At 35.6% G+C, this 22,974-nt stretch carries 26 protein-coding genes; 15 read left to right on the top strand and 11 right to left on the bottom strand.

Annotated elements, in window-relative coordinates; translation table 11 throughout:
- Nucleotide 1: 1 nt before the first annotated feature.
- The 3 genes from BMX40_RS08180 to BMX40_RS08190 all read left to right on the top strand — a co-directional run bounded on the left by BMX40_RS08180 (nucleotide 2) and on the right by BMX40_RS08190 (nucleotide 2,128).
- Nucleotides 2–868: an ATP-binding cassette domain-containing protein gene (locus BMX40_RS08180; RefSeq protein WP_090868703.1), complete on the top strand. Its 867-nt coding sequence runs from the start codon at nucleotides 2–4 to the stop codon at nucleotides 866–868.
- On the top strand, nucleotides 861–1,487 hold the full coding sequence (locus BMX40_RS08185) for a hypothetical protein (protein WP_090868705.1): 627 nt from the start codon (nucleotides 861–863) through the stop codon (nucleotides 1,485–1,487). The genes BMX40_RS08180 and BMX40_RS08185 overlap by 8 nt, the downstream gene beginning before the upstream one ends.
- Before the next feature lie 344 nt (nucleotides 1,488–1,831).
- On the top strand, nucleotides 1,832–2,128 hold the full coding sequence (locus tag BMX40_RS08190) for a hypothetical protein (protein WP_170840715.1): 297 nt from the start codon (nucleotides 1,832–1,834) through the stop codon (nucleotides 2,126–2,128).
- Nucleotides 2,129–2,603: 475 nt separating this feature from the next.
- On the opposite strand, the gene BMX40_RS20975 is transcribed toward BMX40_RS08190, so the two are convergent.
- On the bottom strand, nucleotides 2,604–2,729 hold the full coding sequence (locus tag BMX40_RS20975; RefSeq protein WP_483143696.1) for a putative holin-like toxin: 126 nt from the start codon (nucleotides 2,727–2,729) through the stop codon (nucleotides 2,604–2,606).
- 386 nt (nucleotides 2,730–3,115) lie between these two features.
- On the bottom strand, nucleotides 3,116–3,721 hold the full coding sequence (locus tag BMX40_RS08195; protein WP_244513432.1) for a nuclease-related domain-containing protein: 606 nt from the start codon (nucleotides 3,719–3,721) through the stop codon (nucleotides 3,116–3,118).
- A gap of 177 nt (nucleotides 3,722–3,898) precedes the next feature.
- Here BMX40_RS08195 and BMX40_RS08200 point away from each other — a divergent pair, with 177 nt between their 5' ends.
- From BMX40_RS08200 to BMX40_RS08210, 3 genes are all read left to right on the top strand, one after another.
- Nucleotides 3,899–4,192 (top strand): hypothetical protein, encoded by a 294-nt coding sequence (locus BMX40_RS08200; RefSeq protein ID WP_090868709.1) that lies wholly within the window; start codon nucleotides 3,899–3,901, stop codon nucleotides 4,190–4,192.
- 222 nt (nucleotides 4,193–4,414) lie between these two features.
- A complete protein-coding gene (locus BMX40_RS08205; RefSeq protein WP_090868711.1) occupies nucleotides 4,415–5,641 on the top strand; it encodes a putative glycoside hydrolase in 1,227 nt (408 codons plus the stop codon).
- A 208-nt stretch (nucleotides 5,642–5,849) separates the two neighbouring features.
- Nucleotides 5,850–6,446, top strand: a complete 597-nt coding sequence (locus BMX40_RS08210) for a GNAT family N-acetyltransferase (RefSeq protein ID WP_090868713.1) — start codon at nucleotides 5,850–5,852, stop codon at nucleotides 6,444–6,446.
- A gap of 67 nt (nucleotides 6,447–6,513) precedes the next feature.
- On the opposite strand, the gene BMX40_RS08215 is transcribed toward BMX40_RS08210, so the two are convergent.
- The gene (locus tag BMX40_RS08215) at nucleotides 6,514–7,881 is read right to left on the bottom strand and encodes an ammonium transporter (protein ID WP_244513434.1); all 1,368 of its coding nucleotides are present in this window, start codon (nucleotides 7,879–7,881) and stop codon (nucleotides 6,514–6,516) included.
- Between the two features lie 28 nt (nucleotides 7,882–7,909).
- A complete protein-coding gene (locus BMX40_RS08220) occupies nucleotides 7,910–8,251 on the bottom strand; it encodes a P-II family nitrogen regulator (RefSeq protein ID WP_090868715.1) in 342 nt (113 codons plus the stop codon).
- A gap of 469 nt (nucleotides 8,252–8,720) precedes the next feature.
- On the opposite strand from BMX40_RS08220, the gene spxA reads away from it, so the two are divergent.
- From spxA to pepF, 4 genes are all read left to right on the top strand, one after another.
- Nucleotides 8,721–9,116 carry a transcriptional regulator SpxA gene (gene spxA / locus BMX40_RS08225; RefSeq protein WP_090868716.1) on the top strand — a complete coding sequence of 132 codons (396 nt, stop codon included), beginning with the start codon at nucleotides 8,721–8,723 and terminating at the stop codon, nucleotides 9,114–9,116.
- Between the two features lie 281 nt (nucleotides 9,117–9,397).
- Nucleotides 9,398–10,087: an adaptor protein MecA gene (gene mecA / locus BMX40_RS08230; protein WP_090868718.1), complete on the top strand. Its 690-nt coding sequence runs from the start codon at nucleotides 9,398–9,400 to the stop codon at nucleotides 10,085–10,087.
- 110 nt (nucleotides 10,088–10,197) lie between these two features.
- Nucleotides 10,198–11,367: a competence protein CoiA gene (locus tag BMX40_RS08235; protein WP_090868720.1), complete on the top strand. Its 1,170-nt coding sequence runs from the start codon at nucleotides 10,198–10,200 to the stop codon at nucleotides 11,365–11,367.
- Nucleotides 11,368–11,485: 118 nt separating this feature from the next.
- A complete protein-coding gene (gene pepF / locus BMX40_RS08240) occupies nucleotides 11,486–13,294 on the top strand; it encodes an oligoendopeptidase F (RefSeq protein WP_090868722.1) in 1,809 nt (602 codons plus the stop codon).
- A 598-nt stretch (nucleotides 13,295–13,892) separates the two neighbouring features.
- Here pepF and BMX40_RS08250 read toward each other — a convergent pair.
- The 3 genes from BMX40_RS08250 to BMX40_RS08260 form a co-directional block, all read right to left on the bottom strand.
- Nucleotides 13,893–14,780, bottom strand: a complete 888-nt coding sequence (locus BMX40_RS08250; protein WP_090868724.1) for a ClpXP adapter SpxH family protein — start codon at nucleotides 14,778–14,780, stop codon at nucleotides 13,893–13,895.
- Nucleotides 14,781–14,850: 70 nt separating this feature from the next.
- On the bottom strand, nucleotides 14,851–15,231 hold the full coding sequence (locus tag BMX40_RS08255) for a globin domain-containing protein (RefSeq protein WP_090868726.1): 381 nt from the start codon (nucleotides 15,229–15,231) through the stop codon (nucleotides 14,851–14,853).
- A gap of 145 nt (nucleotides 15,232–15,376) precedes the next feature.
- A complete protein-coding gene (locus BMX40_RS08260; protein WP_342028675.1) occupies nucleotides 15,377–15,946 on the bottom strand; it encodes a CYTH domain-containing protein in 570 nt (189 codons plus the stop codon).
- A 141-nt stretch (nucleotides 15,947–16,087) separates the two neighbouring features.
- Between BMX40_RS08260 and yjbM the strand changes: the two genes are divergently transcribed.
- The 3 genes from yjbM to BMX40_RS08275 are packed head-to-tail and all read left to right on the top strand — an operon-like array spanning nucleotide 16,088 to nucleotide 18,454.
- A complete protein-coding gene (gene yjbM / locus BMX40_RS08265; protein ID WP_090868728.1) occupies nucleotides 16,088–16,696 on the top strand; it encodes a GTP diphosphokinase in 609 nt (202 codons plus the stop codon).
- A 45-nt stretch (nucleotides 16,697–16,741) separates the two neighbouring features.
- Complete coding sequence (locus BMX40_RS08270; protein ID WP_090868730.1) at nucleotides 16,742–17,551, top strand: NAD kinase; 810 nt, start codon at nucleotides 16,742–16,744, stop codon at nucleotides 17,549–17,551.
- A 24-nt stretch (nucleotides 17,552–17,575) separates the two neighbouring features.
- The gene (locus tag BMX40_RS08275; RefSeq protein WP_090868732.1) at nucleotides 17,576–18,454 is read left to right on the top strand and encodes an RluA family pseudouridine synthase; all 879 of its coding nucleotides are present in this window, start codon (nucleotides 17,576–17,578) and stop codon (nucleotides 18,452–18,454) included.
- 3 nt (nucleotides 18,455–18,457) lie between these two features.
- Here the strand turns inward: BMX40_RS08275 and prpE are convergent, their stop codons facing one another.
- Complete coding sequence (prpE, locus tag BMX40_RS08280; RefSeq protein WP_090868733.1) at nucleotides 18,458–19,198, bottom strand: bis(5'-nucleosyl)-tetraphosphatase PrpE; 741 nt, start codon at nucleotides 19,196–19,198, stop codon at nucleotides 18,458–18,460.
- Between the two features lie 170 nt (nucleotides 19,199–19,368).
- Between prpE and mgtE the strand changes: the two genes are divergently transcribed.
- Nucleotides 19,369–20,727, top strand: a complete 1,359-nt coding sequence (mgtE, locus tag BMX40_RS08285; protein ID WP_090868735.1) for a magnesium transporter — start codon at nucleotides 19,369–19,371, stop codon at nucleotides 20,725–20,727.
- 202 nt (nucleotides 20,728–20,929) lie between these two features.
- Here mgtE and BMX40_RS08290 read toward each other — a convergent pair whose 3' ends face one another.
- Entirely contained in the window at nucleotides 20,930–21,337 is a 408-nt protein-coding gene (locus BMX40_RS08290) for a hypothetical protein (RefSeq protein ID WP_090868737.1), read from the bottom strand.
- The gene (locus BMX40_RS08295; protein WP_090868739.1) at nucleotides 21,321–21,557 is read right to left on the bottom strand and encodes a helix-turn-helix transcriptional regulator; all 237 of its coding nucleotides are present in this window, start codon (nucleotides 21,555–21,557) and stop codon (nucleotides 21,321–21,323) included. Before BMX40_RS08295 ends, BMX40_RS08290 begins: the two co-directional genes overlap by 17 nt.
- Nucleotides 21,558–21,779: 222 nt before the next feature.
- Between BMX40_RS08295 and BMX40_RS08300 the strand changes: the two genes are divergently transcribed.
- Nucleotides 21,780–22,286 carry a CotO family spore coat protein gene (locus BMX40_RS08300; RefSeq protein ID WP_090868741.1) on the top strand — a complete coding sequence of 169 codons (507 nt, stop codon included), beginning with the start codon at nucleotides 21,780–21,782 and terminating at the stop codon, nucleotides 22,284–22,286.
- 63 nt (nucleotides 22,287–22,349) lie between these two features.
- On the opposite strand, the gene BMX40_RS08305 is transcribed toward BMX40_RS08300, so the two are convergent.
- The gene (locus tag BMX40_RS08305) at nucleotides 22,350–22,832 is read right to left on the bottom strand and encodes a CotY/CotZ family spore coat protein (protein WP_090868743.1); all 483 of its coding nucleotides are present in this window, start codon (nucleotides 22,830–22,832) and stop codon (nucleotides 22,350–22,352) included.
- Nucleotides 22,833–22,974 lie beyond the last annotated feature (142 nt).

Genomic DNA, 22,974 nt, shown 5'->3' on the forward strand with positions numbered 1-22,974 from the left:
ATTGGAAGTGACAATACAAGGTTTATCCAAAGTAATCAAAAAACATCAAATATTATTCAATTTGAACCTTTCAATTTCTGGCATATATGGCTTGATTGGTCCTAATGGTGCTGGGAAAACAACATTGATGAAAATATTAGCAGGTCTAACTAACTTTAACGTTGGAAGTGTATACTTGGGCGATAAATTGATAAGCACCTCCAGCTATGTTAAGAGAACATCTCAAATTGGATATCTGCCTCAAGATTTTATGATTTACCCAGGGCTAAAAATGTATGAAGTACTAGAACACATCGCAATGTTACAAGGTAACCGTTCTGGATTCTCCTACAAAGAGGAGATTTTTAAAGTTGTGGAACAAGTGAATTTATCTGACCATCTATATAAGGAAATGAGAGAATTATCAGGAGGGATGCGCAGGCGAGTTGGTATTGCACAACTCTTACTTCGAAAGCCTGCTATACTGCTTTTTGATGAACCAACTGCAGGATTAGATATTGAGGAACGTATAAGATTTCGTAACCTTTTAAAACGGCTAGGGAAGTATCATACAGTGATTATTTCTTCCCATTTGGTAGAAGATATCGAATTTCTTTGCACCAAGATAGGTATTATTAGGAACGGTAAGGTATTATTTGAGGGAAAACCAGATGAATTGAAGAAGAAAGCTTTACATAGCATTTATGAAATGGATGTTTCCCTCCAAGAGTTAGATGATATTATTGCGACAAAAGAGGTTATACAAATACAAGAGGAATCATCAAAAATAGTGGTTAGAATATTATCCGATAAGCCAATAGGGAAACCGGCTAATCCGAGATTAATTGATGGGTACCTTGCGCTTTTAAAAGAGGTTGGTAATGAGTAAATTGATTCATTTATTCCTATTTGATATCAAATTGTTGCGTTATTTATATAGTTTGCCATTTGTGGTCCATATATTATGTATGATACTTATCATAAACTTTGGGTCAAGCTCGGACTCCCCATTTACATCTTATACAATCGTACAGGGTATTGCTGTGCCAATAGCTGGTTGGCATCTGGTGTTTTTATATGCCAGCTTATATGATAATGGTGCAAAAGAAGCTTTAATAAATTATTATCGTAAGGTAATCATTATCGATATAGTACGTTACATGCTTTTGCATGCGATATTTATCTTATTATTAATTTTCTTGACCATAAAGATTAATGGCGTTGAATTTTTTAATAGTGTCCTTAGTATCCATCTTCTTATCCTATTTGTATTTTATCAAATTGTTGGTATTGCTATTTTAAGTGCAACAAGAAGTTTAGAGATTTCACTAGGGATTATTGCGACCTACACCTTTATGGAGGTAGTTACACAGGGAACGTTTATGCCATGGCCACATCTGTTCATATTTGAAGAACCAGTCATAAACATATGGTTGATTCTAACGTTTATTTCATTAGGAGTAGGAATTTTAGTATCCATCTATCAAATATGGAGAGAATTTAAGTAAGGTGTAAGGTTATATTGCGGCTTTTAAAAATGTATTTTCTACCAACCTTTGGACTAAAAGGTATTGATTTTGATGTTGTAACAATTAATATTTTTTATTGATTTAACAAGTGTTATACGGTTTATAATCTGTTTTGTTAATATATTAACAATAAAATTTGGTTGTATTTACCCGATTTTGATAGTTAATTCTATAATAATATACTCTATATTATCTATTTTAATTTCCATGTTTGTGGTTTGGTGACACACACGCCGCGGTGCCACCTATTTATTCTGCAATTGGTGCAGAATCTCTTTAATCGTTAATTAGCTCGAAAGTCCAATTCCAATATACCTTGATGCTTGTTTTCACCAACCACAAGCTCTCTAAAAATCAGTGGGTTATTGTACTACGCCTTTGTCATTGCTAATGATACTTTAGTTTTTATTATTATATATAGGTTTGTTTTAAACAATCCAACAGGAAACTTAGATTCTGAAACGGGGAGAAAAATTATTGGTTTATTAGAGGGAATTAATGCAAATGATGGAGTTACAGTAGTGTTGATTACACATGATGAAGCCATTGCAGAAAGGACAAATCAACAGATTCAATTGTTAGATGGGAAGGTTAGGGAAGAAACATTAAGTGAAGTGTAACAATTTAAATCCTACTAAAGATGTAGTTGTTTAAGATGCCATTAAATATCTTAGGTGTGTAAGGTGAATGTGCTTTTACTTATAGACTACAAAATATCGAGAAATATCATTTTTTGTCATAATAATTTTAGGAATTAAAGTTTATAAATTAATCGCAGGCTAACTGGTTGCAAGATTTCCGCTTCAAGACTTCGTTGGAAATCTAAGAATTGTAAGTTGGGGAGGGCCTTGTATCACATTTTTGAGGTGCTAACGACCTATCGTGGAAAGAGCGAAACCCCATTGAATGAAGTTCAACTTTATTTACACTCCAGAATAAAATTTATAAATTGACAGTATAATTTAATAATTTTTTACTATAATTAGAATAAGGTACCGAGTAGCAGGGACTACCCAACAACTAACTGCATAAAGAGCAGTTGACTAGCTTAATAAGTTTTGGCATAGAAGTAATCGCTAACCAGTGAATGAGCGATTACTTCTTTTTATTGATGTAGACGACAAAATTTATAAGTAATGTTAGTGTTGCTATTAGTGATAAACTAAATTGCGCTACTAAACTTAATGCTTCAAATACCGTTATAGAACCACATCCCTTCATAAGAACAGAGCTAGCCACCGCTCACTTCACTACACCTATTTAGTTGTTAAAATTATTTTGCCATTTCAATAAATTAATAAAAGCTCAAGCAGAACAAACGATCTTTTTTGTTTCTGCTTTTAACTCTCTTTTCATTCACTAAAAGCTTAATAATAGTAATTATAAATAAATGGAGCGCTGGCACTGTTAAAAATGGTTTCATCGTGTTGATGAAGGACAGAAATAAGAGCCGGAACCACAGAAACTTCCTTCATTATAAAGATGAAGACAGTTGCATGTCCGCATTTTTGACCGATACAATTCCTTTTTCCCATTTCTACGGAAAAAGAGTGGCATTTTGGACAGATGACTCCTTTTCTTAGTTGATCATAATTGTAAGAAGGTTTTTATGAATAAGGAGAGTCTGTTATATGCAATGATACTAACTTGTCTGCTAGATGTTGATTATTTTTTGTCATTTTTGAAGATGTGGTATTAAGTTTGGCCATATAACGATTGATTTGAGTGGGAAAGATGAAAGGAATATTTAGAGGTGCCTGGTACAACATGAATTGGGGATTGATGAATACAACAGAAGCTTCGATAGGGAGCTTGTACCCGAGGTTGAGGAGTATTTGACGTAATAAGGATTCACTTCTGCTCAGTTGGTTAAGCGGATTAAGTATTTCTGTTTCTGGCTTTTTATAAAGCTTATCTGAATGGTAAAAATAATCACCTTCATAGTTCTTTACTTCGAAAAAGTAGATCTTTTCTGCAGTAATAATTAGGGAGTCAATTTGAAAGGTTGTATGGTTTGTTTCTAATAATAAGTCATTTAAAATGAAACAATCACACTGGAATTTACTTGCTAATTTATCAAATTGTATCTCTCCTTCATATCCCTTTTTTAAATTGAAATAGTGCTGCTTATCTTTACCTGATAAGTTCATTCTGTTATACAAAACTTCAAGAATTATTAATTCATTCGACTTTGTCCGAGCTTTATAAGCCATACTTCACATCCTTTATTCGAAATATTAACTCTACTATAGTCGAATTTTTTAAAAGATTAAAAATAGGTAAGATTAATGAAATGAACGATTAACTGTTAATTTCATTAAACTTGAACAATATACTAAGAGAAAGTAAACTAAAATTATCAATAATGTTCCAAAAGAAGAGGTGTGCCAATGGGTTTACATGTTAAGGAAGAAGCAGCAAATTGGTTTATAGAAGAAATGGATTTGGAGCAAGGAGATTTTGTACAGTTTTTTCTTAAGATATACGGTGGAATTCCAACAATCTATCCAAATTATTTTCTAGGAATGTCCTATGGTAAACATGGAGATATTCATGTGAAGGATGAAGTGGAAGGAATAACTTTTTACTTAAATGAAGAAGATTCCTGGATTCTAGAGGAATATGATTTAGAAGTTGTAAAATTCGAAGAAGAAGAAGTTGAATTTAAGTTTAATGAGCGTTAATAAGGAGACCGTCTGTGATGATAATTACGGGCGGTTTTTCACTTGAATAACGGCACACATCATTCTATCAATCTAACAAAATAACTAAAAAAACGACAAATTCTATCATTTTCCATTTAACTATTCTCATCTGTGCTTTATAATAGATTAAAAGAGCTTGCTGAAGGTTTGTCTAGTAACTTTTGGTATCTTATAATTCTGAGAATAGGAGATTGATAAAGTATGAAATCCAAAAAAGTAAAAATAATATCCTTCGTTAGTTTTCTCCTAATTGTTCTAACTCTCCCCTTTGTAATCCCATCCAAAAGTAGCGGGGAAGAAGAGGTTGTTGGTAAAGAGCACATCGAGCGACAAACTAGTATTCAGCCGATTGACGCTGATCAAAAACATAATCGATTTGTGTTTGATTCGGGGTATGACTTTGAATATCCAGATGCTGTAAGAGGAATTTATGTTACTGGACATTCTGCTGGTGGCAGCCGTTTTGGATCGTTATTGGACTTAGTAGAAACGACAGACTTAAATGCGATGGTAGTCGATATTAAAGATGATCATGGGTATTTAACTTTTGAACCAGAAGAAGGTTCGCCTTATGAAGAAATTGGTCAAAAATACATTCATAATCCAAAAGAAATGATGCAAGAGCTAGAAGAAAAAGAAGTGTATCCAATCGCGCGTGTTGTCGTGTTTAAAGATACAGCACTTGCGAAAAAGAGACCAGACTTATCGTTTACAGATGATGGAGAAGTATGGATTAATGGTCGTGGGGAAGCATTTGTCAGTCCCTTTCAAAAGGAAGTATGGGAATATAATGTAGAGATAGCTAAGATGGCAGCGGAAATGGGATTCCAAGAAATTCAATTTGATTATGTTCGTTTCCCAGAAGGGTTTGAGCGTAGAGATGATGAATTGGGATATTCATTAGGTGATTATGAGAATTCGGACTTAGATAACATAAAGCGCCGTGTTGAGGCAGTTACGGATTTTGTGGAATATGCAAAAAAAGAGTTAGAAGTATATGATGTTGATGTCTCTGTCGACATTTTTGGGTATGCTGCAACGTTAGAAGAAACACCGGGCATTGGTCAAAATTTCTCAAAAATATCTTCAAATGTTGACGTAATCTCATCGATGATCTATCCAAGTCACTGGACGAATAATTATTTTGGGATACCAATTCCAGATAAAGAACCTTATCGTTTAGTAGATGAATATGCTCAAGTTGAAAATGAAGTACTTGGTGCGTTAGATAACCCACCGGTTTCCCGTCCGTGGATTCAAGATTTTGAAGCCCCTTGGATATATAGTGGTACAGGGATATCTACTCAACAATATGGTAAAAAAGAGGTTGAAGCACAAATTAGAGCGCTTCAAGATAATGGAATAAATGAATACTTAATTTGGAATGCGGGTAATTCATATAGCGATAATGTTGATTATACGCCATAATTGCTGAAAAAAGCGGAACTTATTCTATGAGTTCCGTTTTTTTACGGTATCCTAAGAATACGTTTACAATACATATAAAAAGGCAATTTAACAAAAAATACGCAATGACTTATAATAAGACAGGATGATCAAAAATGAAAGCACCTAGAAACGAGGTTTGATTCAGCTCGACTGGTGCTCGCTGGATTAATAACAAAGGAGTAGATCAATGAAAAACTGGTATGAAAAATTAAATGAATATTTTCCAGTAGAAGAAATGAAATCACAAGAACACATGGAACTCCTACTAAAGGAAAAAGGTGACGTATATCATAAAGACGAAAGTCCGATGCATGTAATGATGTACGCTGAGTTCGACACGTTTATTTTTATTGATTATGTTTGGGTTTCTTCAAAAGCAAGAGGACAAGGTATAGGTCACAAACTAATTGAAAAGCTTAAAGAAAGAAAAAAACCAATCATTCTTGAAGTAGAGCCTGTTGATTATGAGGATTCCGACACGGAAAAAAGATTACATTTTTACAAAAGAGAAGGTTTTACCCACGCGCAATCCATCGGTTATAACCGCCGCTCATTAGCTACAAATGAAGAAAATCCAATGGAAATATTATATTGGTCACCGAATGATGAATCAGAAGAAATGATTTATGAACAGATGAAAAAGTTATATGAGAATATTCACACGTATAAAGATGAAGAATTATATGGTCAGTCTTATCAACCGGTTGATGAGGTTTTAACGTATGATGAAGAACGTGAATCCGATAATATATTAGAAAATTTAGGTGCAACCAAAAATATGTAAGCTATAAAAAACGAAGCCCTAGTGGCTTCGTTTTTGTTTACATATAAATGGGCGCTTTCGTTTTTGTTCACTCTGTTTTGATATGTTTATCAGTTGAGAGGTTGTTTAATCGATCTGCTAGTGCGAGCCCTGCGGTTGGTTCAGCATCATCATTTGTTAATACAGAATCTTTAAATTCATATGCGTTCGAGCCGTGTTCAGCAAAGTCTAAGCCAGCGATTTCTTCTTCTTCCGAGACGCGAATAGGAGAAATGAGGTTGAGTACATACGTAAAACCTCCAACGGTTACTGCTACCCATGCAATAACACCGACTACTCCAATCGCTTGTATTCCAAGTTGTGCCGGACCATACCCATAAAATAATCCTGTATTTGTTGAAAAGAAACCGATTGCGATTGTACCCCAAATACCGCAGATTCCATGTACCGCAATCGCACCAACAGGGTCGTCAATTTTACACTTTGCATCTAGAAATCGAATTCCTTCAACAAGTAATACACCGGAAGTAAGCCCTACAATTATAGATCCGCCAAGTGAAATTTCCGCACACCCTGCTGTAATACCGACTAGACCAGCTAATACACCGTTTAATGATAGAGAGGCATCCACTCGTTTGAAGCGTAACTTTGTATAGGCGGCTGATGATACAAGTGCCGCTGAAGTAGATAACAAGGTTGTTCCGATTACCATAGGTACTAATTCAGGGTCAGCTGCTAAGGAGCTTCCACCATTAAAACCAAACCATCCTAACCAAAGGATGAAAACGCCAAGGGCACCAAGAGGGATATTATGTCCTGGTATGACATTTACTTTTCCACCTTTGTATTTACCTAAGCGAGGGCCTAGAATAAGTACAACCATTAATGCACCAACTGCACCTGTTAAATGGACGACTGTGGATCCTGCAAAATCACTAAACCCAAGGGAAGTTAACCAGCCATCCCCTTGCCATATCCAATGGCCGACAACAGGATAAATGACAGCAGTCATTACTGCGACGATAGCGATATAACTTCCGAGCTTGATTCGTTCGGCGACGGCGCCTGACATAATGGTTGCACACGTTGCAACAAACATTGCCTGGAAGACAAAGAATCCGATATCTCCTACACCGCTTAACAAGAACCCATCAACACCAATGAATGATGCTCCGGTTGAGCCAAACATTAGGCCATAACCAACGACATAAAATAGTATTGCGGCAACACTAATTGTTATAAAATTTTTCATCAAAATGTTCAAGGAGTTTTTGGAACGGGTAAAGCCAGATTCAACCATAGCAAAACCTGCATGCATAAAGAAGACTAAAAATGCGCCTAGCATAACCCAAACTAAATTTACGGATAATTCAAGTGACTCAACGGTTGGAGCTGCATAAGTTGGGGACGCAATTAAAAATATCATGGTAAATAAAGCAAGACTTTTCTTTAACAAGATAATTCCTCCTCATTATTTTAAACTACTACTGTACTGCTTCCTTGCCACGTTCTTTTGTACGGATACGAATGATTTCTTCTATAGGGTAGATGAATATTTTTCCATCTCCTATATTTCCGGTGTAACAGTTTTCGATGACTTGATCTATAATTTGATCTACTTGGTGATCATCTACAACCATTTCAACTTTTAATTTCGGAAGTAATTGAATTTGAAAAGTATTTCCCCGAAATAATCCTTTTTGTCCTTTCTGTTTACCTGTTCCAGCTGCCTCCGTGATGGTCAGTCCACCAATACCAATAGAGGAAAGTGCATCTCGAAGGACTTGAAATTTCTCTGGGCGAATAATGGCTTCAATTTTTTTCATTTAATCATCCCTTTCCTTTGTGTTAGGTTACCTTACATAATAAGTAATATTAATTATCATAAAATTAAAACATTAAAAAATCAAGTGTTTCTATAGAGTTTTTTAATTATTAATTTCGACAATTCATAACCATGTTACTTTTCTTAACATGGTTATTGTTTATTTTTCAATTTTTTAAAGTGAGCTTCTTAGACTAGGAAGGATGAAGACTTCAGGTGGGAGGAACGGGAGTGGGGAACTTTTTTTCAAATATAAGGTTTAATTGAAAACGATTTAGGGTATGTTACAATTAAATGAAAACATTTTGTGAACATCTTGAAAATAACCAACTTTTCTTGAAAACCCTCTACCTTTTGCTTGACAATTATAGTATACTTATACATATAGGTTATTTAAACTTATTTTAATTTAATAAGTTATTAAATGTTTATGAAATGATGATAAACATTAGATTGAGGAGTGAAGTTTCATGGTAACACTTTATACCTCACCAAGTTGTACATCTTGCAGGAAAGCAAAAGCATGGTTGGAAGAGCATGATATTCCATTCAAAGAGCGAAATATATTCTCCGATCCACTAACACTGGATGAAATAAAGGAAATATTGCGTATGACTGAAGATGGAACGGATGAGATCATATCTACACGCTCAAAGGTGTTTCAAAAGTTAGACGTCAACATTGATCAATTACCTTTAAAGGAATTATTTGATTTAATCCAGCATAACCCTGGATTGTTGAGAAGACCAATTATTCTTGATGAAAAGCGTCTGCAAGTCGGGTATAACGAAGATGAGATTCGTCGATTTTTACCGAGAACGGTTCGTACATTTCAATTACGGGAAGCCCAACGTTTGGTTAACTAATGATTTGTACCAAGTAGCAACATAATTAAAAGAGAAAAGCGTAGATCACTTATGTAGAGGTCTACGCTTTTATTTGTCAAAATGTACAATCATTAATGGTGACAAATATGCAGAATTACGTTAAAATTAATCTTTAAATAGTTGATTATAGGCATATTAATTTTCAAATATCGATATGCTATCATACTATTATAGTAAGAAAAGAATCACAACGTGATTATAGGATAGATGAAGAAATTCCTCTTCACCCTAATGATAAATGAAGGGAGAGTAGTAAAGGTATGGAGATAGAGAGAATAAATGAGAATACGGTGAAATTTTATATCTCGTATGGTGATATTGAAGATCGTGGTTTCCAACGGGAAGAAATTTGGTATAATCGTGAACGTAGCGAGCAGTTGTTTTGGCAAATGATGGATGAATTAAATTATAAAGAAGATTTCCATGTTGAAGGTCCATTATGGATTCAAGTGCAGGCATTAGAAAAAGGTCTAGAAATTATTGTCACGAAAGCGCAACTATCCAAAAATGGAGATAACCTCGAATTACCAATTGAAGATGGAAATACAATTGATATACCAGTTGATGAAAAAGTGGAAAACTTGTTAGAAGAGAAATTCGGTAAAAGCATCGATGATGAATTAGAAAAAGATGAAGAAGATGATTCAAACTTATGGATCATTGTAAGCTTCCGAGATTTCGAAGATGTTATTCAGCTTAGCCACTCGTTTAACGAGGAAACAGAAAGCATTGAAGAAGCATTGTACTCATTGAATAATAAGTATTACTTGTTCATGGAATTCTCGAATGAAGACCCTGATGAAAAACAACAAGAGGATACGATAAGTAGAGTGTTGGAGTTCGCGGATGACTCTGATGTAACCATCCACTATCTCCAAGAATACGGAAAGCAAATTTTTGCATCAAATACGTTCTCACAAGTTCGTGAATACTTTCCACAGAAAGCCTAGATACCTTTTAAATGGAAGGTATCTTTTTTTTGCAAATTTCTCTCATTATTCCAGATGGATGCAGGAAAAATTTTACGAAAGTCGAATAAATAGGGTGGAGGTGATATACGTTGCTACAAGCAAAATCAAAAAAAGGAGTAGTGACAACACTGGCTACGTTACCGAAAAGTAAAATTGAGGAGCTAAGAAGTCGACCGTTTTACTGTCCATCATGCAACCAACCGGTTATTATTAAAGCTGGTACACAGATTATTCCGCATTTTGCCCATCGCCAAAATACAATTTGTCCTGCTAACGAGCAAGGGGAAAGTGCTGCTCACGAAAAAGGTAAATTATTATTATTTAACTGGTTGAAAAGTCAAGGCTATACCGTTTTATTGGAAGCATATTTGTCAGAAATTAATCAACGGCCAGATTTATTGATTATACGACACAACAAGAAAATTGCAATTGAGTACCAATGTGCACGCGTACCATTAGAACAAATCCAAAAAAGAAATCAAGGATATCGAAAGTTAGGTATTATCCCAATATGGATTCTAGGGGCGAATCACTTTCAACGTATAGGTGGTAATTTAGTGAAAATGAATCTATTTACCCTTCAATTCTTACATCAATTTACATCCCCCGAAGAGCTTACCCTTTATTATTTTGACCCCACTAATAACTACTTCATTATGGTTCAAGACCTTTATGTAATCACCACAAAAAAAGCGATTGCTAAATTGAACGTGAAAAATCTTAATGACATCCGTTTTCCTCATTTGTTTCAGTATCATAAGTTAAAAACAAGAGACATCCTCAAACAATGGCAAAAAGAGAAATACACCTATCGTATGAAAAGGCAAAAGCATTTAACTGGTCGGAAATTAGTTTGGCAACATTGGTTATACAATAAAGGAAAAACAATTGACCAATTACCCTCTGCTATCTTTCTTCCTATATCCACTCAATACGTAATGAAGACCCCTACATGGGATTGGCAAAGTAGAATTGCATTGGATATCATTGATCCGATTGCAATTGGAGAGCAATTTTCTATGCAAGATTGCATGTTCCTGTTGAAAAACCACTTTCATTCCAAAAGCCAATTCACATTGATCCATGCTTTTAAGAACCCCGTTAAACAGTACCTGAAATTTCTCTGTTATTTAAATATCATTCAGCAGACTTCCAAGCTACAATACAAAAAGGTGAACCATTTCCGTTTTTATCAGCAATTAGAAGAAGCAATAACTGGGGATAAACAATTAATTGATACATTATTGTCAAGATTATGAGCAAAATAGAAGCATGAAGGAGAAGTATTTCGTTATACTAAATAATGTAGGGTCTTAATGAATTATCTTTGTTCGTGTAGAATGAAGATAGTATAGAAAGAAAAAGGAGGAGTTACACTTGGCTAAGGCTACAAAAGAGCTACCAAAAAGAAGTGAAGTACCAGTAGAAAAAACGTGGAGATTAGAAGATATTTTTGAAACCGATGAGGCATGGGAAAAAGAATTACAAAGCCTGAAAAATGATATTCCAAAAGTGTCACAATTTCAAGGGAAATTAGCGGAATCTGCAGATACTTTATATGAAATGTTAAAATTACAAGATGAAATATCAGAACGTTTAGGAAAATTATATACATATTCCCGTATGCGTTATGATCAAGATACAACGAATTCATTTTATCAAGCATTAAATTCAAAAGCAGAGAATGTATTAACGTTGGCATCTAGTTCGATGAGTTTTCTTGTACCAGAGATTTTAGCAATTGATGAAGGAAAACTGAAACGTTTCTTAGATGAAAAAGAAGAGCTGAAATTATATGAACATACACTAAATGAAATTACAAGACAGCGTGATCATGTCTTAAGTGAACGTGAAGAGGAATTGTTAGCAGAAGCTTCTGAGCCAATGTCAACAGCTTCTAAGACATTTAGTATGTTAAATAATGCAGATTTAACATTTCCATCTGTGAAAAATGAAGATGGGGAGGAAGTTGATCTAACACACGGACGTTATATTGGGTTCTTAGAATCGAAGGATCGTAGTGTACGTGAAGAAGCATTCAAAGCAATGTATTCCAAATACGGAGAGTTCAAGAATACATTTGCTTCCACATTAAGTGGTGTCGTAAAAACACATAACTTTAATGCGAAGGTACGTAATTATGACTCAGCTAGACAGTCCGCATTAGATAATAATAATATTCCTGAACAAGTTTATGATAATTTAGTAGAAGCAGTAAATGAGAAGCTGCCACTTCTTCATCGTTATGCTAAATTACGTAAAAAAGTATTAGGTGTAGATGAGTTACACATGTATGATATGTATACGCCATTGGTGCAGGATGTGGATATGAAGATTCCATATGAAAAAGCACAAGAATATACATTAGAAGCTTTGAAACCATTAGGTGATGAGTATGTAAACATCGTGAAGGAAGGCTTTGAAAATCGTTGGATTGATGTAGAAGAAAACAAAGGAAAGCGCAGTGGGGCATACTCCTCTGGTGCATATGGAACCAATCCATATATTCTAATGAACTGGCAAGACAACGTAAATAACTTATTTACATTGGTTCATGAATTAGGCCACTCGGTTCATAGCTACCATACAAGAAAAAATCAACCGCATCGTTATGGTAATTATTCAATTTTCGTGGCGGAGGTTGCATCAACAAGTAATGAAGCCATTTTAAATGATTACTTACTAAAAAATATTGATGATGAAAAGAAAAAATTATATATCTTAAACCACTTCTTGGAAGGCTTCCGTGGAACGGTATTCCGTCAAACCATGTTTGCTGAATTTGAACATGAGATCCATAAACGTGCTCAAGATGGAGAAGCATTAACGGCAGACACATTAACAGAAATTTACTATAACCTAAACAAGAAATACTTTGGGGATGATGTTGTTTCTGATGAAGAAATCGGTCTTGAGTGGGCTCGTATTCCTCACTTTTACATGAATTATTATGTATATCAGTATGCAACAGGATATTCTGCAGCAACTGCACTAGCAAGTAAAATTTTGGATGGGGAAGAAGGAGCAGTTGATCGTTACCTTGAATTCCTGAAAGCTGGTAGCAGCGACTATCCAATTGAAGTATTGAAAAAAGCTGGAGTAGATATGACATCCAAGCAGCCTATTTTAGATGCACTTGCTGTATTCGAAGAAAAACTTGAAGAAATGGAAAAATTACTAGGTTAAGTGAAGAAACCCACCAACTATCTACCGTTGGTGGGTTTTCTATTCAGAAATAGTTTTGTACTTAGTACCGCTTGTAAAAGTCATCTCATTCTTCCTCGATATACGTCCTTGTGTGTGAATGAGAAGATTGTAAAATAGATGGAAAAGAAGAGAAGAGGTAACGTGAAGTAGAGTGGGATAAGCTGCATTAATCCGAAAATATTTAAGAAAAAAGCAAAAATCGTTAACACAAGGAATAAATAAGGTAGAATTTCTTTCAATACAATCTCCCCCTATCTAGAATTAAATTCTCTCAAACGAGTAGTATAACTCCACTGAAAGCTATATCCGTATGCTACTAATACAATATGTATCAAAAATTGAAATTAGAAGTGACGATTTTGTGAATCTATGAACAAAATTATTGCGAAATATGGAGAAGCTTGTTATATTATAAATGTGAGATGACTCACAAACAAAACCCCTTTGTTTGATCATGAAACTTTCTCCCATCCCCCTTTGTTTTTATACAAAGAAGTGAGAAAATAAAAAGATATACGCTGCCCCGTATATCTTTTTTTTTACATATTATTTACTTGTTAAAGTCTCCATACCAATCCTAATCTAATCTCTTCCAAAACGTTCCATACTTAGCTGGTATTTTTTCTACTTCCTGCCTTAATTGGAGCTTTTTCATTTCGCGTTCTGCTTTATTTAACGACCAATTGTAAACCACGGCGATTTCTTTACTTCCCACTACATCATAATCGGCAATAAACGATTCTAATGGTGGTTGCTCCGAAGGGATTGGGTTACTTTGCAACATTTCACTGAGAACGCGGACATAAATGTCATACGGATAGAGGCCAGAAATTTTAATGCCTTGGTCCTCTGTGTTTTGGTTGAAAAAAACAATAGTCGGTGTATAATCGACTTCCATTTCTTTTGTCAATTTAAGGTCACATTGCAAGGCTTTCTTTGCAGAAGCGGAGTGGAGATCATTTTTGAATTCATTTAAATCAAGACCTGCATCCTGCGCACATTGCAATAGTACTTGTTCCTTGGAAACATCTTGTTTATATAGAAAAACACTCTCCTGGATTTTGCGTAAAAATACTCTTCCAGCACGTTTGCCTTGAAGCTCTGCTGCTTTAATCGCTAAAAAGGCTGCTTTCGGAGAGTTGATTGGATTCTCAATCCACAGATCACCATCACAGCTCATACCTGTTCGTTTCGCTGTTTTTTCCCATATATCTTTTAATTTCTTTGGTTGATCAAATTTATCTTTTGTGAGCGGATTTAAATAGCCGCCTACAATCGGATAGATGGTAAAAAAACGTCCAAACTCGATAGAGAGTTTTTTTAGATTAGGCTCTAATGACCAGCATTCAGGGCATAACGGATCTATGAAAACGTATATCTCAATCGGTTTATTAACAACGTAGCTATATTTAGGCGATGTGTTTGTCTGATTGGAGCTCTCTAGCTCTGCGTAATTCCAGCTCACATCGATTCTCCTTTCAAAAGAGGTAAGAAAGTATTATTTTGTGTCAACTCGTTCTACGATAAGGGTATTCCTAATCTGGTGTGTTCATCATATGATGTGCGGTCATCGTTAATCTTTCAAATATAGCTGTACGATATGGTTCTTCGATTTTTGCTTCATCTAGTGCTGCATCCATGCAAGCTATCCATGCGTCTCTTCTATCGGGTGTAATCTCAAATGGCAAGTGCCGACGACGTAGCATTGGATGGCCAAATTCTTCAGAATATAATTTAGGTCCACCAAAGAATTGCGTAAGAAATAAACTCTGTTTTCTAGCTGTTTCTGTTAAGTCTTCTGGAAAAATAGGAGTTAGTTTTGGATGATTTCCAACTCGACTGTAAAAAGCGGTTACTAATCGTTCGACGGTTTCAAAACCACCGATCGCTTCATATATTGTTCCGTGCTCTGACATATCTGTTCTCCTTCAAAAACGGGATGGGATAAACCCAAAATAATATTTTCTATTAAATAAATATTTTTGTAATTATTTGTGTATACATTGTAGCAACGAAACTATTTTTGAGCAAATTATCTGATTTAAACTAACAAAATATTCATTATAATTTCAATGTTTCAAAAAAACGTTGAATCTTATTTGGTGTTTCCCGCTTTGGAATTTTAAATTCTCTTAATAATGACTGAAAAGCAGTTGAGCCATTGGTTTCATCTTTAGCCTCTAATTCTAATTCATAGTCTTCATGGTTATTATAAGTACAATAATCAAGAACATACAGAAGATCATCTTTTTTGTACTCGTATCGTTCCGTTGTTAATTGTCCATAGTAGATTAGCTTGCTCGGTTCAATGTTTAAGTTATTCAGTTGTTTCGCCGTATACTTTTTAGGGATGCAATTGCCGCTAATCCATGCTTTTGCTTCTTCATTCGTTAAAATATCATGTGTTTCAAGTAAACCCTGTGGATGGGGTTCTTTTAACGTCAAACGGTAAGCTCCGTCTTTTTTCCGAATTCGAAGGGCAGATTTCTGTTTTCTTAAGGCAAAATCTTTTGTTTCGAAGTAAAAGTTCGTTTGAATCTTTCCTTTGTTGGGAAAAGGAAAGTGATTTAGAAGCTTATGGTATTCTGCTCTTGTAAGTATATTTTTAAATTCAATTTCGATTTCTTGCATGATAGAATCCCCTTTATCGGAAATAATAAATATTTTAATATTGATTATGGCGAATGAAAGACATTTATGCAAAGAATATCCATTCGGAATATGGTAAAATAAGGACGTTGAATGTATTGAAATTCAGGTGGTGTTTAGACAATGAATTGGGAAGCAATACTTGCACCTTATTCACAAGTAGTAGAAGAGTTAAAAGTAAAATTAAAAGGAATGCGAGCACAATATGAATATGAGTCGCGCCATTCTCCGATCGAATTTGTAACAGCGAGAGTGAAACCAGTATCAAGCATCATGGAGAAAGCGGAAAAGAAAGGTATTCCACTGGATGAGATAGAACAGAATTTGCAGGATATTGCTGGAGTAAGAGTTGTTTGTCAGTTCGTTGATGATATATATACAGTGGTTGAAATGATTCGTTCCCGTAATGATTTAACGATTGTTGAAGAAAAAGATTATATTGCTAGGGAAAAAAGAAGTGGATATCGCTCCTATCATATGATTATTGAATATCCAGTTGAAACAATTCGAGGAATGAAAATAGTCTTAGCAGAAGTGCAGATAAGAACGTTAGCAATGAATTTCTGGGCAATTAATGAGCATTCGCTTAACTACAAATACGAAGGCGCTATTCCAGATGATATCAAAATACGATTACAGCGTGCTGCAGAGGCTGCCTTTAAATTGGATGAAGAAATGTCTAAAATAAAAAGTGAAGTTCGAGAAGCACAACGAGTATTTCATCGTAAATAGCTATATTAATTACATATTTATTCTCGTCTAAGGGGGACGATTAAATTGAAATTCAAAATCGTATCAAAAGGTGATGACCGCTCTGAGAAAATTAAGGCAACCATGAGAAATTATTTAACCGAATTTGACTTGGAATATTGTCGAGAGGAACCAGACCTAGTCATATCGGTTGGGGGAGATGGAACATTCTTAGAAGCATTTCATCGCTATAATCATCGCTTAGAGAAAACAGCATTTATTGGTGTTCATACAGGACATTTGGGGTTTTACGCGGATTGGGTTCCAGAAGAACTCGAAAAATTAATTATTGAAATCGCTAAAACACCTTATCAAGTTGTAGAATATCCATTATTAGAAGTGATTATCCGGCCACAATCAGGTGGTAATGAAGACCGTTTTCTGGCATTAAATGAGGCAACTATAAAAACCCCAGATGGATCGGTAGTATTCGACGTCGACATTAAAGGAGAACATTTTGAGACATTCCGTGGTGATGGACTGTGTATTTCTACGCCATCTGGAAGTACGGCATATAATAAAGCACTTGGAGGAGGGATTATCCACCCGACATTAGAAGCCATACAGCTAACTGAAATGGCATCTATTAATAACCGAGTTTTCCGTACAATTGGATCTCCATTGATATTGCCGAAGCATCATACGTGTTTATTAAAACCGATTGTAGATCGTAGTTTTTTGATTACAATTGATCATTTTACGAAAAACTATGCCAATGTTAAATCGATTCAGTGTCGTGTGGCAAAAGAAAAAATCCGATTTGCACGATTCCGACCATTCCCGTTCTGGAATCGGGTACGAGATTCATTTGTTAGCGACAACGATCATTCAAAATAAGTTGTTGTATAAAGGGGAAGGGCTATGGAGTGGACGATCTCATCCGAATTTGATGGAGTCTTGATTCGCGATTTTTTACTGAGAGAACAAGAATTTTCAAGAAGAATAGTAAAAGCAATTATTCATGATGGTGGAAGTATTCGTGTTAACGGACATACGAAAACGGTGCGATTTCCATTAAGGAAAGGAGACCGGCTACGTATTGATTTTCCACCAGAAACTATTGGCACGAATTTACATCCAGAACCACTTCCCTTGAATATCCGATATGAAGATGAGGCAGTAATTGTCCTGGAAAAGGAAGCAGGAATGGCTACAATGCCTTCTATTAACCATAAAACCCGAACACTTGCTAATGGTATCATTGCGCATTACCAAAAAAATAATGTCCCTTACACCGTTCATGTTGTGACAAGGCTTGACCGAGATACATCAGGACTATTATTAGTTGCCAAGCATCGGTATAGCCATTCGATTTTATCGACTCAACAAAAAGCAGGATTGATTAAAAGGCGTTATGTTGCAGTCGTGGAAGGAAAAATGCACCCTAAATCTGGAGTGATAGATGCTCCCATTGGAAGGAAAGCAGGCTCCATTATTGAACGAACCGTTGTAGAAAATGGTCAGCGAGCGGTGACACATTATTCTGAGCTTCAAAGCAATTATTCCCACTCATTACTCGATATCGAATTAGAAACGGGAAGGACGCATCAAATACGCGTTCATTTTTCTCATATTGGTCATCCGTTAGCAGGGGATGATTTATACGGAGGATGTAAAGATCGAATACAACGGCAAGCCCTGCATTGCCATCGATTAACTTTCCTGCATCCAATTACAAAAGAAAAGATGACGTTCTCCTCATCCATTCCAAAGGATATGCGCAACATAATCAAGAATTAATTCTTAGGAAAACGAACGGAATTTTTCTTCTAAATAGGGCTGTGTTGATGGTACAGATACAGTGGATTCTTCGGGTAAACGAAATGCTGTAAGAGCGTTGCCGAATACACAGCCTGTATCAATATTGATGGTTTTATTAATTATCCGTGGTGATTTGACTGGGGTATGCCCATAGACAATCCAATGGTCCCCATTATAATGCTGTGCCCAGTCGCGGCGAATTGGTTTTCCATTTTCATCGAACTTTCCTGTAATATCCCCGTACAATACAAATGTTTCAACTTTTTTATCAGATCTCCCAATATAAGATTCCTTTATTCCCGCATGTGCAACGATAACGTTTGCATCTGGCAGGGTGATATAAAGATCGGCATTTTCATATAAATTCATGAATTGATTTCGAACCGATTCCTGCAACTGCTTATCCAACGCCTTATATTCAGCGACAGTTGTTTCTAACCCGTGCTTTTGCTGCACTTTATTCCCAAGAAAGAATCGATAGAGCTTATTGCAATGATTTCCAGGTACATATTTTGCTATTTTCTGATTGACCACCATTTCGTATACGAGCTGGATTGTTTGGATCGAAGCAGGTCCTCGGTCGGTAATATCCCCAACAAATATAGGGATTCTACCATCTTGGTGAACAAAGACCTCTCCCTGACGATGATAGCCTAATTCCATAAAAAGATTACATAATTCATCATAGCACCCGTGAACATCACCAATTATATCTACTTTCATTATTGAACACTCCTTTATACCAGGTGCCAGGCACCTATCAATAGATAGTTTACTCGATTTAGGTACTTTTAGTAATGCTGATGTGTATAATTATTTTTAGGATTATGTTATAAAGAGAAGGGTATTTGTATTGATATAATGTTTCTGTTTTACATAGAGGGGGATGACTTATGGATAATGATAACATACAAGATACACTCGTAAAGAAACTCCAGTTCGCTCTTAGAAATGAAAATATGGATGAATTTCGAGAGGCATTTTTAGAGTTGCATCCTTATGATCAAGCAGATTTTTTTATTGAGATTGATTCGGAAGATCGATTAAAGATATATGCGTATTTGTCACCAAAAGAAATCTCAGACCTTATGGAGCACATTGACTTGGATAATACGGAACCACTTTTTACAGAAATGGACCCAACTTTTGCTGCCATGGTTTTTGCAGAAATGGCAACAGATGATGCTGTAGATATCTTGAATGAATTGGAAAAGGATAAGGTTGCTAGCTTCTTGACTATCATGGAAAAAAACGCATCGGATGAAATTAAGCAGCTTCTTCATTATGAAGAGAAAACGGCCGGTAGTATTATGACAACGGAGTTTGTTTCGGTTTACAAAACGCAAACCGTTAAACAAACAATGGAGCAATTAAAAAAGGAAGGGCCAGACGCCGAAACCATCTATTATATGTACGTTGTGGATGAGGACAAGCGATTAGTAGGTGTTGTTTCATTAAGAGATTTAATCATTTCAGATGAGATTACCTTAATTGAAGAAATCATGAGCGAGAAAATCGTTTATGTATCGGTTGCAGATGACCAGGAGGATATTGCAAAAACAATCCGTGACTATGACTTCCTTGCTGTTCCAGTTGTGGACTTTCAAAAGCATTTATTAGGGATTATTACTGTTGATGACATTTTAGATGTAATTGATGAGGAAGCAAGTGATGACTACTCCAAACTAGCTGGTATCTCTGATGTTGATCGTCCAGAAGATGGAGCAATTGCAGCGGCTAAAAAAAGGCTTCCATGGCTTATTGTGCTTTCATTTTTAGGAATGCTAACAGCTAGTTTAATCGGACAGTTTGAGGCTACGTTAAATGAGCAAGCAATATTAGCTATATTCATTCCTTTAATAGCCGGCATGGCAGGAAACACGGGAACACAGGCGCTCGCTGTAGCGGTAAGGGGCTTAGCAACAGGTGAATATGGTAGTGATGGGAAATTGAAATTAATTTTACGGGAGGCCAGTACTGGAATGATTACCGGTACGGTGTGTGGAATTGTCATTACAATTATTATTTCCTTGTGGCAGCAGAATTTTTACTTAGGATTATTAGTAGGATTGACAATTATGGCTGCGCTAGTGGTTGCTACACTTGCGGGGTCACTTGTACCGCTAATTATGGACAGAATAAAAATAGACCCAGCAGTTGCTTCAGGCCCTTTTATCACAACGATAAATGATATTATTTCAATATTAATTTATTTTGCAATTGCAACTGCCTTTATGGGGGTACTTCTTTAACGAAAGTGTATACTTGTAAGAAGAAGTTTCTAGAAATTAGTTGACTTTATATACGTGTACTCCTTCGAACAGTTAGCCGGCTGACAGTTGAGCCCATCATGTTTTTGAATTAGGGCTCAACCATGCCTATTGTAACGAACACTATGCTTTAGTTTTAGGATATGTATAATGTTGGTGTTTGGTAGAAATACCTTTATCAACATCAGAGACGTTTTACAACAACTGCACCAATCCCGATTAACATGTACAAAATCATCATGTAGACAATTAGCATTCCTACTTCAATCGTTTGAATACCAATCGCATATAAAACAAGTAAGATCGCACCACTTCCAATTAGGATGAAATAGAGAACAATTAATAAATACCTTTTAATTAGTAACAGACTTCTTTCGTCCACTTCTGGTACATTCCCATTTCGTTTTTTTCGCCATGTTGAATACAGAGAAAAAATGACAAATCCACCTACTGACCCTACGATTACTGCAAGAGCTAGTTCAAAGTTGTATTCTCCTTCTTCTTTACCAATAAAATATACACCTAATAATCCCCCAACAATAATCATCCCGATTACAAATAAATAAATCATTATTTCATAGCGTTTTTTCATGCTTATTCCTCCTTGTCACTTCTTCTTCCAAATAAAATATCTCCTCAATTGGTACATCAAAATAGGCAATCAGCTTTAACGCAAGTTCTAAACTTGGGTTATATTTATTTTTTTCAATGGCGTTTATTGTCTGTCTTGTAATTTGTAGGTCTTCGGCCATTTTTACTTGGGTAATCCCTCGTTTCTGTCTAATTTCTTTTATATGGTTAATCACTCTCAAGCTTATTCACCTCTTTAATAAGTAAAGATATCTTTACAATTAGTTTAAGGCAATCAGACAGATATGTAAAGATATATTTACATATATTGCGTTCAATTTTAGATTAATTCCCGTTTAAGGATAAGACAAGATGAAGGTGTTATTGTTTTCTAAAATTACACGTTTCTTTTTATGGGTTCATATAATGAGTTGAATAACTGTATATGAAGGGGAGAGTGCCTAATGGGAAAAAAGAAATATGCTAGTGACCCATTAATGTATATTCATCAGCCAAGGATGAAGCGATCGGGAGCGCAAATGCAGCATCAATATACAACAGCTAAAAAGAAGGAAGAAAGACCTTCCGATAAACAGGATATAAAAGATCAGTCCATCCCGAAACGGCCAGTTCGGATTAAGAGATCACAACAAGTTCAAGAGCCACAATCAAAAGTAGAGGAGCGAAATGAACCAAAGAGTGAAATTGAAAATGAAACAGAAGAAGAGTCCGCTGAGAAAGAAGAGCGACCAAAAAAATTTAAGGATATGACATTGAGACAGAAAATATCTTATTTTGCTGAGACACCAAAGCATATACCAAAAATGAAATGCGAAATTAAAACAAATGAACGTTCCTATCGTGGGGTTGTCTTGAGTTTTGAGGACGATACGATAAGGATGGTAGCTGGAAGAAGAAATGTTACGATTTCATTTGAAGATGTCATAGAAGTTAGGATGTTAGGTCTTTAAACAAAGAACACCATTGGAAGTGAACTTCCAATGGTGTTCGTTAATTATTACTCAATTACTCAATTAGTCAATTACAGATATTGCTGGCAAGCATGTTACATGGCAGAAGCAATCTAGATCAACTGTGATGCAGATTCCAGTGTTATCTAAATTACTCAAGTCTTGGTCACATGGATCTTTCAAGTGATCACAGTGAGTTGGGTCATTTGTAGATCTTAGTAGTTCTAGTACTGCACAGCAATCATCGTCTACATCTTTTACTCGGAATACAAAGCTTGATACACATTCGCCGATTTCACCTAGTGTGCTTCCGCGATAAGCTCCGAAACCTTTGAATGGTTTACAACCATCTTTACAGTATAAGATTACTGGTACAGTATCCAAGCCATTACCTGGATCTGTTTCTCCTAATAAATCATTGATTGATTGTTCACAACTAGTATCACAGCAATTCTCCACAACATCACTTTGAGCATCTAAAATCTCGCGCAAGATATCGCATACGCAATTACCAGTTGCACCTTCTTTTTTACATCCACAACCCATGAATTATTACTCCTTTCTTTATCTTTATTGACTCATTTGTCCCTAATAGAATATGTGGAAATGGCGTTATGGTGTGGGCAGGCGTTGAGATTGACTAAAATTTACGATTTAGGTACTTCTCCTCCATTTCTATCTGGAAAAC

This window comes from Oceanobacillus limi, from assembly GCF_900111445.1.
GTDB classification, from domain to species: Bacteria; Bacillota; Bacilli; order Bacillales; family Amphibacillaceae; genus Ornithinibacillus; species Ornithinibacillus limi.